This window comes from Acinetobacter sp. PK01 (assembly GCF_022819285.1).
In the GTDB taxonomy this organism is placed as follows: domain Bacteria; phylum Pseudomonadota; class Gammaproteobacteria; order Pseudomonadales; family Moraxellaceae; genus Acinetobacter; species Acinetobacter tandoii.
Window position 1 is genome coordinate 528,730 of record NZ_CP094643.1, and the last position, 14,032, is coordinate 542,761.

At 39.4% G+C, this 14,032-nt stretch carries 13 protein-coding genes and 3 tRNA genes; 7 read left to right on the forward strand and 9 right to left on the reverse strand.

From position 1 onward, the window contains the following. Together MP622_RS02455 and MP622_RS02460 are read left to right on the forward strand one after the other, a co-directional pair. Positions 1–705, forward strand: coding sequence for an ABC transporter ATP-binding protein (locus MP622_RS02455; RefSeq protein ID WP_243792324.1), 705 nt, complete (start codon positions 1–3; stop codon positions 703–705). Next, positions 702–3,179: an FtsX-like permease family protein gene (locus tag MP622_RS02460; RefSeq protein WP_243792325.1), complete on the forward strand. Its 2,478-nt coding sequence runs from the start codon at positions 702–704 to the stop codon at positions 3,177–3,179. Before MP622_RS02455 ends, MP622_RS02460 begins: the two co-directional genes overlap by 4 nt. Positions 3,180–3,196: 17 nt before the next feature. On the opposite strand, the gene MP622_RS02465 is transcribed toward MP622_RS02460, so the two are convergent. After that, positions 3,197–4,015 carry a rhomboid family intramembrane serine protease gene (locus tag MP622_RS02465; protein WP_243792327.1) on the reverse strand — a complete coding sequence of 273 codons (819 nt, stop codon included), beginning with the start codon at positions 4,013–4,015 and terminating at the stop codon, positions 3,197–3,199. A 78-nt stretch (positions 4,016–4,093) separates the two neighbouring features. On the opposite strand from MP622_RS02465, the gene mtgA reads away from it, so the two are divergent. Then, entirely contained in the window at positions 4,094–4,768 is a 675-nt protein-coding gene (mtgA, locus tag MP622_RS02470) for a monofunctional biosynthetic peptidoglycan transglycosylase (protein WP_044737384.1), read from the forward strand. A 131-nt stretch (positions 4,769–4,899) separates the two neighbouring features. Continuing rightward, a complete protein-coding gene (gene ppk1, locus MP622_RS02475) occupies positions 4,900–6,981 on the forward strand; it encodes a polyphosphate kinase 1 (RefSeq protein WP_044737383.1) in 2,082 nt (693 codons plus the stop codon). Between the two features lie 34 nt (positions 6,982–7,015). Here the strand turns inward: ppk1 and MP622_RS02480 are convergent, their stop codons facing one another. The 8 genes from MP622_RS02480 to MP622_RS02515 all read right to left on the reverse strand — a co-directional run bounded on the left by MP622_RS02480 (position 7,016) and on the right by MP622_RS02515 (position 10,865). Then, positions 7,016–7,645, reverse strand: coding sequence for a hypothetical protein (locus MP622_RS02480; protein WP_243792328.1), 630 nt, complete (start codon positions 7,643–7,645; stop codon positions 7,016–7,018). 224 nt (positions 7,646–7,869) lie between these two features. Then, the gene (locus MP622_RS02485; protein ID WP_044737381.1) at positions 7,870–8,313 is read right to left on the reverse strand and encodes a DUF2726 domain-containing protein; all 444 of its coding nucleotides are present in this window, start codon (positions 8,311–8,313) and stop codon (positions 7,870–7,872) included. Between the two features lie 52 nt (positions 8,314–8,365). Further along, positions 8,366–8,441: transfer RNA gene (locus MP622_RS02490), tRNA-Asn, on the reverse strand. Between the two features lie 99 nt (positions 8,442–8,540). After that, entirely contained in the window at positions 8,541–8,846 is a 306-nt protein-coding gene (locus MP622_RS02495) for a hypothetical protein (RefSeq protein ID WP_243792330.1), read from the reverse strand. Between the two features lie 132 nt (positions 8,847–8,978). Next, positions 8,979–9,054, reverse strand: a tRNA-Asn gene (locus MP622_RS02500). Between the two features lie 4 nt (positions 9,055–9,058). Further along, positions 9,059–9,134 (reverse strand) — tRNA-Asn (locus tag MP622_RS02505). A 147-nt stretch (positions 9,135–9,281) separates the two neighbouring features. After that, complete coding sequence (locus tag MP622_RS02510; protein WP_044739936.1) at positions 9,282–9,908, reverse strand: superoxide dismutase; 627 nt, start codon at positions 9,906–9,908, stop codon at positions 9,282–9,284. Between the two features lie 198 nt (positions 9,909–10,106). Beyond that, a complete protein-coding gene (locus MP622_RS02515) occupies positions 10,107–10,865 on the reverse strand; it encodes a Nif3-like dinuclear metal center hexameric protein (protein WP_243792332.1) in 759 nt (252 codons plus the stop codon). Between the two features lie 167 nt (positions 10,866–11,032). On the opposite strand from MP622_RS02515, the gene MP622_RS02520 reads away from it, so the two are divergent. From MP622_RS02520 to MP622_RS02530, 3 genes are all read left to right on the forward strand, one after another. After that, complete coding sequence (locus tag MP622_RS02520) at positions 11,033–12,214, forward strand: trypsin-like peptidase domain-containing protein (RefSeq protein WP_044739938.1); 1,182 nt, start codon at positions 11,033–11,035, stop codon at positions 12,212–12,214. A gap of 148 nt (positions 12,215–12,362) precedes the next feature. Then, complete coding sequence (locus MP622_RS02525; RefSeq protein WP_243792334.1) at positions 12,363–13,355, forward strand: NAD(P)H-quinone oxidoreductase; 993 nt, start codon at positions 12,363–12,365, stop codon at positions 13,353–13,355. Positions 13,356–13,515: 160 nt separating this feature from the next. Then, complete coding sequence (locus tag MP622_RS02530) at positions 13,516–14,022, forward strand: hypothetical protein (protein WP_243792336.1); 507 nt, start codon at positions 13,516–13,518, stop codon at positions 14,020–14,022. Positions 14,023–14,032: the final 10 nt, after the last annotated feature.

Here is a 14,032-nt window from a genome sequence, read left to right on the forward strand (position 1 = left end):
ATGCCACAAGCCGTAATTTCTGCCCAGAATTTGACACAAAAAATACAACTTGTAGATAAAAGTCTCTCAATTTTTGAAAATTTAAATCTCGACATTATGGAAGGTGAACAAATTGCCATTACAGGGCGTTCAGGTTCTGGTAAGTCAACTCTATTGGGAATTTTGGCCACGTTAGATCAAGCCAGTGGTGGTGAATTAACTGTTTGTGGAGAAAATATTGCTGCGCTTAATGAAGAACAACGAGCGTTGGTTCGTTTGAAATATATTGGTTTTGTTTTTCAGTCTTTTCAACTTTTGCCGCACTTAACCGCATTAGAAAATGTCATGTTACCTTTGCGTTTGCACGCTAATTTTCAATATGCAGAGGCAGAACACCGTGCTTTAGAGCTACTTAAAAAAGTCGGGTTAGAGCGACAGGCAGAGCAAACGCCAAAAGTACTTTCTGGTGGGGAACAACAGCGTGTGGCGATTGCACGTGCTCTAATTAGTCAGCCTAAAATTATTTTTGCAGATGAACCTACAGGTAATTTAGATAGTCAAACAGCCAAAGAGATTGAGCAGTTATTATTTGCTTTAAATCAGGAACTAGGCACCACCTTGGTACTGGTTACGCATGATTTGAAATTGGCAAGACAATGCCAACGTCATCTCCATTTATTTGAAGGTCAGTTGCATGAACACGTGCAGGGTGGTGATCACGTATGAGTGCTCTATTTCGACCTTTATTGCAGCAAAGTCTGAAAAGTAGTGGGATGTATTTGCTGATTATTGCTTTAGTACTGGCGATTAGTGTGACGACTGCACTGAAATTTAGTAATGAGCAAATCCAGAATGCGGTGACTTTACAAGCCGCAGAGCTGATGGCTGCAGATTTAGTGTTGTCAGATCAGTCGGAAATTGAACAACGTTGGAAGGATCAGGCGACAGCCCAACACTTAAAACAGTCACAGGTTACCGTGTTTAACTCCATGGCGCATACAGAGTCGCAATTTGTCATGGTGAATGTGAAAGCGGTTGATGCACATTTCCCGCTCCGAGGGAAACTTCAGTTACAACCGGAGCTACATCGCCCTATTCAAAGTGGGGAAGTTTGGTTAAGTCCACGGGTGATGGACTTATTGCGGGTAAAGTTGGGAGACCAAATTCAAATTGCAGATGGTACGTTTAAAGTCACCGCAAAGATTCAACATGACTCCAATCAAGAACTTGGCTTTTCAGGTTTTTCACCGACAGTGATGATTGCACAACAAGATATTGCGCGAACCAATGCCATTCAAGTCGGCAGTCGAATTGATTATCGTCTATTGATGGCGGGCGATACGAATAATATTCAACAGTTTCAAACACAATTCAAACAACAACAGAAAACGACAAAGAATGTCACGGGAGTTAATGCAGAAGATGCCAATGGGTTGAAACTGCGTAATGCCACCGAAGGCAATACTCGTCTGATGCGCCCAATAGAGAATTTAGATACCTTTTTACAGTTGGCGAATATTCTGACTATTTTGCTGTGTGGTATCGCGATTGCATTGACCAGTCAACGCTATGTACAACAAAACCAAGACTATATTGCGTTATTACGTTGTATGGGGGCTTCTAAACCCCAAATCTTAAAAGTCTATGCTTATCTTTTATTATTTATGTTGAGCATTGCGATTTTGATTGGTGTATTACTTGGCGTTGTATTGGGTTATGGCTTATTACAGCTCATGCTACAACTGATTCCGAACTTGCAGCTACAATTTTCTGCATGGGCAATGCTGAAAGGCCCTTTGCCGATTGCCATATTGACCAGTGCAGTGGTATTGACAGGTTTTATTTTGCCGAATTTATGGCAGTTGATGTACACCCCGCCAATCCGTGTGATTCGTCAACAAACGCAATCTATGCGTGTTTTCTTGTGGACTTTAGTGTCGGGTACACTGAGTCTATTTATTTTTAGTATCATTCTTACCGAAAATTTGCCACTGACCAGTTTGGTGATTGGTGGCATCATTGCCCTGAGTGTACTTTTGTATGTTTTGGTCTGGTTGGTTTTGAAAGCTTTAAAACGCTTAAAAATGGCAGTTTCGGCTTATGTTAAAGTACCTTATCAGACTGCGTTTCAGATTACGGCGTTGGCGTTAGGTCTGAGTTTAATCACTGTTTTGGCTGTCCTGCGTACTGATTTGTTAGAGCGTTGGCAACAGCAGTTGCCACAAGGTACGCCAAATCAATTTGTTTACGGTTTGCCACCATTTGATGTACCCCAATTCAAGCAGCAATTACTGGCACATGGCTGGAACAGCACGCCTTTATATCCCAATATTCGTGGTCGATTAGTCGCAAAAAATGAACAACCTTTTTCGGAACAATTGGTTAAGGAAAATAACTCATTGCGTCGTGAATTGAATCTAACTCAAAGCAGTAGCCTACCAACGGATAATAAAATTGTACAAGGACAAGCAAAGTTTACGCATGTCGGAGAGGTTTCTGTAGAAGCGAAAACTGCGACAGAATTGGGTATACAGGTGGGTGATCGCTTAAGCTTTAGTTTGCCTGAAGGTATGCTACACGCCAAAGTAGTCAATTTAAGAGAAGTTGAATGGGAAAGTTTTAGCCCAAACTTTTTCTTTATTTTTTCTCCACAAACTTTGGATGAAAATGCAGGCAGTTATTTGGGCAGCTTTTATGTTCCAGAGCAAGACAAGCCAAAACTGATTCAATTAATTCAGCAATTTAGTAATACGGTCTTTATTGATGTGGGCTTAATACTGGATGAAATTAAGCGCTTGATGAATGTGTTGATTCAGGTTGTGACCATTCTGGCTACACTGGTCAGCCTTGCAGGCATTTTGGTCTTAATTGCCTGTCTTAATTTATTGATGGATGAGCAGAAAAGGGAAGTCGCTTTACTTCGTTCATTTGGTAGCTCCAAACGTATGCTCAAAAATATGCTGACACTGGAAATTGGATTTATGGGGTTACTGGCAGGTATTGTGGCTTGTTTCTTTGCCGAATTGATCAGTGCAATTGCCAGTTATCGAATGAACCTAAGCATCCAAGCCCATTGGGAAATCTGGTTGATTCTACCTGTGAGTATGATGGTGTTGTGCTCACTGATTGGGCGTTATCGTTTGAGTTATCTCTGTGATATCCCACCATTACAAAGTTTAAGAGAGATGAATCAATCTTAAGATTCATCTTTCTGTCTTTAAAAATGGTAGCGTTGACGCATAGCCTGTAATAATTCAGCCCAAATTGGTTGAATCAGTTGAACTTGTTGCAGGCAATACTGGTATAGGAACCAGCAGCTCACGACGGCTACAGTTGTACCCAAAATGAAGCTTAGGGCAGGTTTTTGCCACTTTTGGCACAGATACCAAATACCTGCAAGGACTGCGCCCATCAGCATTCCGCCAACATGCGCAGCATTATTAATTCCAGAGATCGTGAGTCCAATCACCAAGTTAATGCCCATGACCATAATTAAGGTCTTTTTATCTAGAATAAAGCGTTGTTGTGGTAGAACAGGAAAGAGAGAAAGTAAGGTTAAAGCACCACCTAAGCCCATCACAGCACCTGAAGCACCCGCACTGACATGTGGCAGTAAAGAGGAATCAATTACTTGCTGATTCAACATACTTACCGTGTCATGTATTGCCAAAGAACCACTAAAGAGACTGCCCATTAATCCTGCTGCAAGATAGAGCATGAAATAATAAAAACGACCAAAGAGTTGTTCTGCGACACTGCCAAAAATATACAACGCCCACATGTTTAACATTAAATGAATAAGTCCAAAATGAAAAAACATGCTCGTGAATAGGCGGATGGGTTCCTCTAAAAAGGTTAAAGGTGCATAATCAGCTCCCCAGCGTATGGCATCTGGTAGGCTTGGATCACTGACATTGACTCCAGAGAAAATTTGCCAGAGAAATAACCCGACATTGACCGCAATGAAAAGGGTTGTGAGCCACCAATCTTGCATATTCAGTTTGCTTGGAAGCCAAGGTGGTGTTGAATGAGACATGCTATTGTTTGACTTTGAATCTATATTTTGACCAAGCTTAGCACGAAAGAATGAAAATATTTGGAGCAACTTACTGACATGAAAGCTTTTTTTGTTCGAACTTTGTTAGTCATTGTCAGTTTTATTTTACTTGTACAGCTATGGATATTTAGCAGTTTGCTGTGGTGGCGTACACATCCAGTCGAAACAACTATGTTCATGCGTCTAGATTACTGGTCTGAACCATCAAAACCAATTCAGCACACATGGCGGGATTATGATGAGATTAGCGATTATGTAAAACGTGCTGTGGTCACATCTGAAGATGGAAAATTCATGCACCATCATGGTTTTGACTGGGAAGGCATGCAATACGCTTTAGAACGTAACCAAGACAAAGGCAAAGTGGTTGCGGGCGGATCGACTATTTCTCAGCAGTTGGCGAAAAACTTATTTTTATACAATAAGCGTTCTTTTATTCGTAAAGGGCAAGAGGCTGTCGCCACTTGGATGATGGAGCGTATGTGGTCGAAACAGCGAATTCTTGAAGTCTATTTAAACTCGGTAGAATTTGGTGAAAATATTTACGGCGTAGAAGCAGCAACACAGCATTATTTTGGCAAAAGTGCGCGAAGTTTAACGCGTGATCAGGCAGCATTTTTAGCTGCAATTTTACCCAACCCTAAATATTATCAAGATCATCAGAATGATCGAAAAGTCCAAATTCGTAAAAAAATGATTCGCAAATATATGCGTTATAGTGAAATACCTTAAGGCCACCTAATTCAGCTATCAGCATAAAGCATTATAAGCCCAAAATATTTTGGGCTTTTTTTATGAAAATGTCACAAAATTGAAGCATACTTATGACTATACAGATAACGTCTTAAAATCATGGGTTGATTATGAATACGGCGGCACAGACTCCATTAGAGCCAGTTGAATATACTTATAATGATCGATTTATTAATCGTGAACTTTCTATTTTAGATTTCCATTTACGTGTTCTTGAGCAAGCTGTCGATCCGTTGCATCCATTGCTAGAACGCATGAATTTCTTGCTGATCTTTTCAAGAAATTTAGATGAGTTCTTTGAAATTCGTGTTGCGGGCATGTTGGAACAGTTGGATTTGGGCAATGAAAGTCATACCCCCGATGGTCTAACCCCTAAACAAGTTTTGGATCAAATTTCTCAAACAACACATGCTGCAATTGAACGCCAATACCGTATTTTAAATGAAGAAATCTTAGCGAAGTTACGTGAAGAAGACATTTGTTTCTTGCGTCGTGGTGAGCTAACCCCAGCCCAATCTTCTTGGGTGAAAAAGTATTTCCAAGAACAGGTTGCCCCAGTATTAACCCCGATTAGTTTAGACCCAGCACATCCATTCCCACGTTTAGTTAACAAGAGTTTGAATTTCATTGTGACTTTGGAAGGTAAAGATGCCTTTGGTCGTCAAATTGATTTAGCTGTTGTACCCGCACCACGTTCATTGCCGCGAGTTGTACGTTTACCCGATGAATTGACGGGTGGTAAAGAACACCATGTCATGTTATCTGCCATTATCCATGAGCATGTTTCTGACTTATTCCCTGGAATGACTGCGACGGGCTGTTATCAGTTCCGTGTAACGCGGAATGCGGATTTGGCTTTAAATGAAGATGTCGAAGATTTAGCGAAAGCGTTAAAAGGTGAGCTAAATTCACGTCGTTTTGGTCGTGCGGTACGCTTGGAAGTGACCGAAAACTGTCCTAAACATATTTATGACTACTTGCTTGATGAATTCGATTTAGAAGAAGAGCAGTTGTATAAAGTGGATGGTCCAGTAAATTTGGCACGATTGTTGTCAAATTTTAAGCGTCCACATTTGCGCTATGATTCACATACACCTGTGATTCCAAAAGTATTGAAAAAAGCTGAAAACATTTTTTCAGCGATGCAAAAGCAAGATATTTTATTGCACCATCCGTTTGAATCCTTTGCTCCAGTCATTAACTTTTTGCGTGAAGCTGCACGAGATCCACAAGTTCTAGCGATTAAGCAAACGTTGTACCGAAGTGGAGCCGATTCTGAGATTGTACAAGTCTTGGCAGAGGCAGCGCGGAATGGTAAAGAAGTCACCGCGGTGATTGAGTTACGTGCTCGTTTTGATGAAGAGTCGAATATTGCAGTGGCCAATGTTTTACAAGAAGCAGGTGCTGTGGTGGTGTATGGTATTGTCGGGTATAAGACACATGCCAAAATGATTTTAGTCGTCCGCCGTGAAAATAATAAATTGGTACGCTATGTCCATTTAGGTACAGGAAATTACCATGCGGGTAATGCCCGTATTTATACCGACTATGGTTTACTCACAACAGACAAAGAACTGTGTGAAGATGTACATCGCATTTTCCAAGAGTTGACAGGTATGGGCAAAATGGCAAAGTTGAAAAAACTTTTGCATGCACCATTTACGCTACATGCGCAATTAATCAATTTTATTGACGATGAAATTGCCAATGCCAAAGCAGGAAAACCTGCACAGATTATTGTGAAAGTGAATGCGCTAACGGAAGTGCAGTTAATTAATAAGCTGTATGAGGCTTCACAGGCTGGTGTTCAAATAGACCTGATTATTCGTTCAATTTGTTGCCTGCGTCCAGGGTTACCAGGCTTGTCTGAAAATATTCGTGTGCGGTCTATTGTAGGACGCTTCTTGGAACATACACGTGTTTACTATTTTAGTAATAATGGTAATCCGCATGTGTATTGTTCGAGTGCGGATTGGATGGATCGTAACTTGTTTAACCGTGTTGAAGCATGTTTCCCAATTGAAGATCCAGCATTGAAAAAGCGGATTTATCAACAAGGCTTACTCAATTATCTAAAAGACAATCAGCAAGCATGGTTATTAAAAGGTGATGGTTCATGGGTACGTGCTCAAGTTGCAGAAGGGGAAGAGCCACATAATGCCCAACGTACTTTGTTAGAAATTATTAAATAGCAGTCAAAAGAAAGAGCCTCAAGTAGGCTCTTTCTTATTTATGGGTTAAATGTCGGTAAATCGATTTAATCCGTCCTTCTACGCTGTAAAGTGGAATCCCAAGTTGATGTGCGATTTCTCGGGTATTAAGCTGTTTAGCAAGTAAAGATAAAATTTCTAACTCTATTGCCGTGAATAATTGACTTGGTGCTTCTTTAAATTGGTTAATGAATTGCCGAGCTTGGCTTTGAGTCTGTGCATTAAGAATATACTGTGCTAATTCACTATGTAAGGTGGCACCGCCCCTTAAAATTGTTCTGATCTGCTGTAAAATCTCACGGTCAGTCTGTTCTATAAAAAAGTAACCATGTGCACCCGATTGAATGCCACGGAAAATCTGCTCAGTTTGTCCCTGTGGTGCCATCAAAATAATAATCACATAAGGATGGTAAGCTTTTAGTGAACGTATTAAATCGTGTAAATGTACTTGAGTAAAATTTAGATCAATCAGGGCAATGTTGGGCAAATGCAAGCGATAGATTTCAAGGGCATCATCTAGATAGGGTGTAGAGTGAATTAGGTGCGCAGGGTAGCCTAACTCCATCAATAATATTTTAAGGCGAAGGTCTAAATTTATTTCTTCTGAGAGAATTAATACTGGTGCTGGGAGTAAAAGCTCATTCACTATTTTATTGTCCTAAACTTGAGCATCCAATTATCTTTTGACTGTGTTCTAAATGCCAAAAATGTTCTATACCTGTAAATTGGGATTTTTAATCTCTGCTGCTAGTGTAAGTATTTGTTGAATAAAAATTAATTGAAAATGGTTTTAATTTTGTTGTGAATTTTAGGTAATTTGTTGAGATTCTTTTTAGGGTAAATGTTCATCAATATTATTATTTAAGACAATTAAAGTAAATCTTTACGTAGTTCACGTGCACTAGGTATAGAAGTATAACGAAATACCGTGTAACCCGCTTCGGTAAGCATGGCGTCGCGTTGCTGGTCTTCATCTTCTTTACCAATATGACTTGGGTCATCCAATTCAACAATTGCAATGACTCTCATCTCACGATTCAACACCACAAAATCTGTGACCTTTCGATTGAATTGTTGACGTATTTTGAAATGGTTGCTTGTAATGAGGGCGCTAAAGGCAACTTGTGCCAAAATATGATGTTCAGGCAGTGCTTCATTCAGACGAATAAACATTTTCTGTTCAAAGGCTGTAATGAGGGGCTTTTTATAAAATTGCTGACGTTTCCAAAATAAATGTTGCAATAGCATTAAAAGCAAAACAGAACTTGCCAGACAGCCAATAATAAAAAACAGCGTTTGAATGGATGTAAACACAAATTGAACTCAATAAAAAACCCACTACAAAGTGAGTGGGTCTTTAGAATCTTGGCTCTCCAACCTGGGCTCGAACCAGGGACCTGCGGATTAACAGTCCGTCGCTCTACCGACTGAGCTATTGGAGAATCTGGAACGCATTTTAGGGGGCTAAGTCTAAGAGGTCAAGTAAAAAGTTAAAAAATTCCAATATTTTCAGTTAAATGAATTAAAAATAGACAAAAAGATTATTTAATATGCTGTATTGCTTCAATATAAGTGGCTTGCGTTTTGAGAGGATTGGCTTGGCGACATGAATTGATTAATTGCATGAGTTCTTGTTGAGTCATATTGGTATGAATTTGTTTTTGAATAGCGGTTAAGACGCTAGGGTTTTTCCCAGCTAAATCTCGGCTACATTGATATAAGCGTTCGTACATGAGGGTAGAAGCAGACTTATTATTTTCTGACTTTTGTGTGCATTGAAAGGCAGCAAAAATAACCACAATGATAATAATCCAAAAAATCAGAGATTTTAGCCAAGGCAGATTCATTCTTATTCTCTGTACTGTTATTCTGTAGTGAAGATATTCAAAATGCAACGAAATTACAATTTTCAATTAGATTGATTTTAAAATATAGGCAATAAAAAACCCACAACATAATGTGTGGGTTTTTTAGAATCTTGGCTCTTCCACCTGGGCTCGAACCAGGGACCTGCGGATTAACAGTCCGTCGCTCTACCGACTGAGCTATGGAAGAATAGTGGCTCTCCAACCTGGGCTCGAACCAGGGACCTGCGGATTAACAGTCCGTCGCTCTACCGACTGAGCTATTGGAGAATCTGATGCGCATTTTAGGGAGGAAAGTAGGTGTCGTCAACCCGTTCATGAAGATAATTGTTTTATTTGATTTATAATTATGCAGTTAAAGCCCAAAAACAAAAAAATCACCCGTAAAGGGTGATTTTTTATGCAGAAAAATAAAAATTATTTTTCAACACCAGCTGCTTGACCAGCATATTTCGCGTTTGCATAGTCCCAGTTCACTAGGCTTTCTAAGAAAGTTGTGATGTATTTAGGACGAGCATTACGGAAATCGATGTAGTAAGCATGTTCCCAAACATCAATAGTTAATACTGCAATTTTACCGTGAGCAAGAGGAGTATCTGCATTTGAAGTTTTCATAATAGAAAGTGCGCCATTTACTTCATCAGCCACTAACCAAGCCCAGCCAGAACCGAACTGAGTTGTAGCCGCAGCAGCGAACTCTTCAGCAAATTTTTCATATGAACCAAAAGTTTCATCAATTTTTGCTGCTAATGCGCCAGTCGCTTTACCGCCACCGTTTTTAGCCATACAGTTCCAGTAGAACGTGTGGTTCCAAACTTGAGCTGCGTTGTTGAAAACACCTACTTTAGCTGCATCACCAGCAGAAGCTTTGATGATTTCTTCTAAAGTTTTACCTTCAAGGTCAGTGCCTTTGATTAAGTTGTTTAAGTTAACAACATAAGTATTGTGGTGTTTGTCGTGATGGTATTCTAAAGTTTCTTTGCTGATGTGAGGAGCAAGATCTTCATAGCCATATGGAAGTGCTGGTAAAGTGATCGTTGTCATGATTTCAATTCCTTGCATTTTGCTGGGTTTTGACATTAAGTGGCACTATTGTAAAGGATTCTAGGCTAAATTTGCGCAATACTTTTAAATAACAATACAGAATAACGCTCGAATTTATACGTATATAAAAAATACTATAAATCTAATCATACTGCTTTAACTCCATATTTTAAGTAAGGAAAATTTGCCAAGTCCAAATTAAATCGGATTGTTTAATTCGAAATAACTATACTCAAGATTGAACTGTTCTGAAACAGCTTGTCCTAGGCGTTGTACACCATAGCGTTCAGTCGCATGATGTCCGCAAGCGTAGTAATGAACATCCAATTCCTTCGCTTCATAATACGTTCGTTCACTTACTTCTCCAGATATGTAGGCATCACAAAGTTGATCAGCAGCTTTGCTAATAAAGTCTTGTGCAGCGCCTGTACAGAAACCCACTTTCTGAATGGTTTTCTTATTCGCATTTAAATGAATAGTGTTAAAGCCTAAACGTTCTGTGAGGATTTGTTTAAAAGACTCTGGAGAAATTGCTTGTTTTAAATAACCTATGTTGCCAATAGGGTGACGTTCCGAAGGATCTAAAGCCTCAATATTTTCTAGCTCTAAAATGTCGGCAATTGCAGCATTATTGCCGAGTATTGGGTGTGAATCTAAAGGGAGGTGATAAGCGACTAATGAAATATCATTGCAGATCAGCGTCTTAATACGATTTCCACGCATTCCTGTAATTGGGTTGGGTTCGCCTTTCCAAAAGTAACCATGATGCACTAAAAGTAGATCAGCTTGCTGTGCAATCGCAGCATCAATTGCCTCTTGAGAAGCAGTGACTGCGCAGAGAATTTTTTTAACTTCAGAGCGTCCTTCAATTTGTAAACCATTAGGCGCATAGTCTTTAAACTCTTGAGTTTTTAACGTGTCATTACACCATTGCAGAATTTCTTGCAGAGTTGCCATAAAAGTCTCTTAAGTTACGAATTAATATCATCAAAATATACTTTAAATTGTAACTAAAGCATCACAAAACTCTTGCATGAATTTTGTGTATCGAACTGTATTTGCCTTTACAATAAGCATAAATTCTTCGTTATTAAGAAATTAAAATATTTTAAGAGGATAGAAACGTGCGCCGGACCTTTACATGGTTACCTTGGGTGTTACTCATTATTGTGATTATTGGTTTTATTGCATGGCAACAATATCAAAAACCAAAAGCGCCAGTTGCTCCTGATGGCGTAAAAATGCCTGCTGAAAAAGTTGAACCATTGATCGATACGTCCAGAACGGGTGGGGTAGTGTCTTATAGTGCAGCGGTAAAAGTTGCTGCACCTGCGGTAGTCAATATTTTTACCACACAGAAAGTTAAGCAACTTGATCACCCACTTATGAATGATCCAGCATTTAGAGAGTTTTTTGGTAATCAACTTCCAGAACAATTAAATCCTGAACAAAATGAAAATAGTCTGGGTTCTGGGGTGATTGTCCGTCCGGACGGTTATATTTTAACTAATAATCATGTTATCTCTCAGGCCGATCAAATTATTGTTGCACTTCAAGATGGTCGACGTGCTGCTGCTAAAATTATTGGGACAGATCCTGATACTGATTTAGCTGTGATTAAAATTGAGTTGGATAAACTGCCTGTATTACCTTTTAAGCTGAGTGGTAATGAAGTGGGGGATGTTGTACTAGCGATTGGTAACCCATTTGGTGTTGGTCAAACTGTAACGCAAGGGATTATCTCTGCAACAGGACGTTCAGATTTGGGTATTAATACTTATGAAGATTTTATTCAAACAGATGCAGCGATTAATCCTGGTAACTCAGGTGGAGCTTTGATTGATGTGGCAGGTAACTTGATTGGGGTCAATACTGCTATTTTCTCGCAATCAGGTGGCTCATTGGGTATTGGTTTTGCGATTCCAGCAAAAGTCTGTCAGCAAGTGCTTAATTCAATTTTGAAAGATGGACGTGTGGTTCGTGGTTGGTTAGGTATTAGCTTAATGCCTGTACAGCAAGAAAACATTATGGCACCGAAACAGGCAGGTGTGGTGGTTGCAGACGTTCTGAAAAATGGACCTGCAGCTCAAGCAGGATTATTAAAAGGCGATAAAATTACTCAAGTGAATGAGGAAAAAATTACCTCGGCATCGCATTTGATTAATTATGTAGCATTGCAAGCGCCAAACAGTACTATCAAAATTCAAGTTGAACGTGCTGGTAAGCCATTAACTCTGGATGTAGTGGTTGGGGAGCGCAAAGTTCAGAATTCTGATTCGCAATATATTCCATTACCGCAAAGATAAATGTTTTAAAAAAAGCTCCTGAAAAGGGGCTTTTTTTAGGCCTAGCGTAAACTTACTTAGGCGAATTGATAAGGACGTTTTACTTCATTCGTTTATTCATTTATGGTCAAATACAGCGTGAGAATATAAAGCAATATAGGGAAACACCATGACAAATCCAATGATGCATCAGGTCGTGATTACCGAAGTAGGTGGATCAGAAAAATTAGCCATTGAACAAACTGCCGTGCCAGAACCTAAAGCCGATGAGGTTTTGGTGCAAGTCCATGCTTTTGGATTGAATCGACCAGATATTTTGCAGCGTCAAGGTTTATACCCAATGCCGAAAGGTGTGACCCCTGTGCCAGGTTTAGAAGTTGCTGGTGAAATTGTTGCAGTTGGATCAGATGTTCAAAAGTTTAAAGTCGGTGATCAAGTGTGTGGTTTAACCAATGGTGGTGGTTATGCTGAATATTGTGTTGTGCCTGAAAGCCAAACTTTAAATATTCCAACGGGCCTAAGTTATGTACAGGCTGCCGCAATTCCAGAAACATTTTTTACCGTATGGGCTAATGTGTTTCAAATGGGTAAAGCTAAAGCAGGAGAAACAGTACTCATTCATGGTGGCACTAGCGGTATTGGGACGACAGCATTAATGTTGTGTAATGCACTGGGTCTGAAGACCTTTGCAACCGTTGGTTCGGATGAAAAAGTTCATGCCATTGCTCACTTAACGGATGCAATTAATTATAAAACACATAATTTTGAAAGTTATATTTTAGAAAAGACCGATCAGGCAGGGGTTGATGTCATTTTAGATATTGTGGGTGCACCTTATCTTGAACAAAACCTGAATTTATTACGTAAAGATGGTCGTTTGGTTTATATCGCCTTCCTTGGTGGAGCAAAAGCAAAAGAGGTTAAACTTGGTCAAATTATGATGAAGCGTTTGACCATTACTGGCTCAACTATGCGTGCGCGAAATACGGCTGAGAAAGCAGAAATTAGCCAAGGTTTACAAGAGCATGTTTGGCCGTTATTGGAGCAAGGACAATGTATTCCAATGATTTACAAAACCTTTAAGTTTGATCAAATTCAAGATGCGCATCGTGCTATGGATACAGGTGAGCATATTGGCAAAATCGTGGTTGAAGTTATTTAATCAATCGTATGATTAGTCGTGAAGTGAGCTTGAATATTCTGTAATGTGCATATATTGAAGCTTCTCTTCATGGTTCATTGCTGTGCATGAAGTAAAGGCTGCTCTTTATGTTGGAAATATGAGAGAATACTGAATTCCTTTTAATGTAAATGAGCAGTGCATGACTGAACAATCTCCTGAGCAATTAAGTGATATCGAAATTTTAGACATCTTAAAGTCTATGAAAAACGATAAGCTCAATGTTGAAGCCAATCAAATCATTCGTGATGGAGGCAAGGCTGGACGTCAGGAAGCACATAAACAGGCTTTAGTAGCATTACATCAATCTTTTGAAGAGAAATTTGTTGAAGCGGTAACATTGGCGTTACATTTGAATTCAACTCAAGCAAAAAAAATTCGCTATAAAAAAGACCGTATTCGTATTTTAAAAGCGCAAGGGATTGATTATTTAAAGATTGATGGTGCCGAAACTGCACAAGTTCTGGCTCAAATTGCACAAGCAATTACTCGTGAAGATGCTACGGTTACCGAAGATTTACACAATATTTTCCCTTTCTGGAAGCAAGGTTGGCCAATGGTGCAGTTCGACAATGCATACAAAATTTTAGAAGATGATATTTTGATCCACTATCAAGCTGTTTTAGAGGCTTTATTAGAAAAGTATTAATCTTTTAATC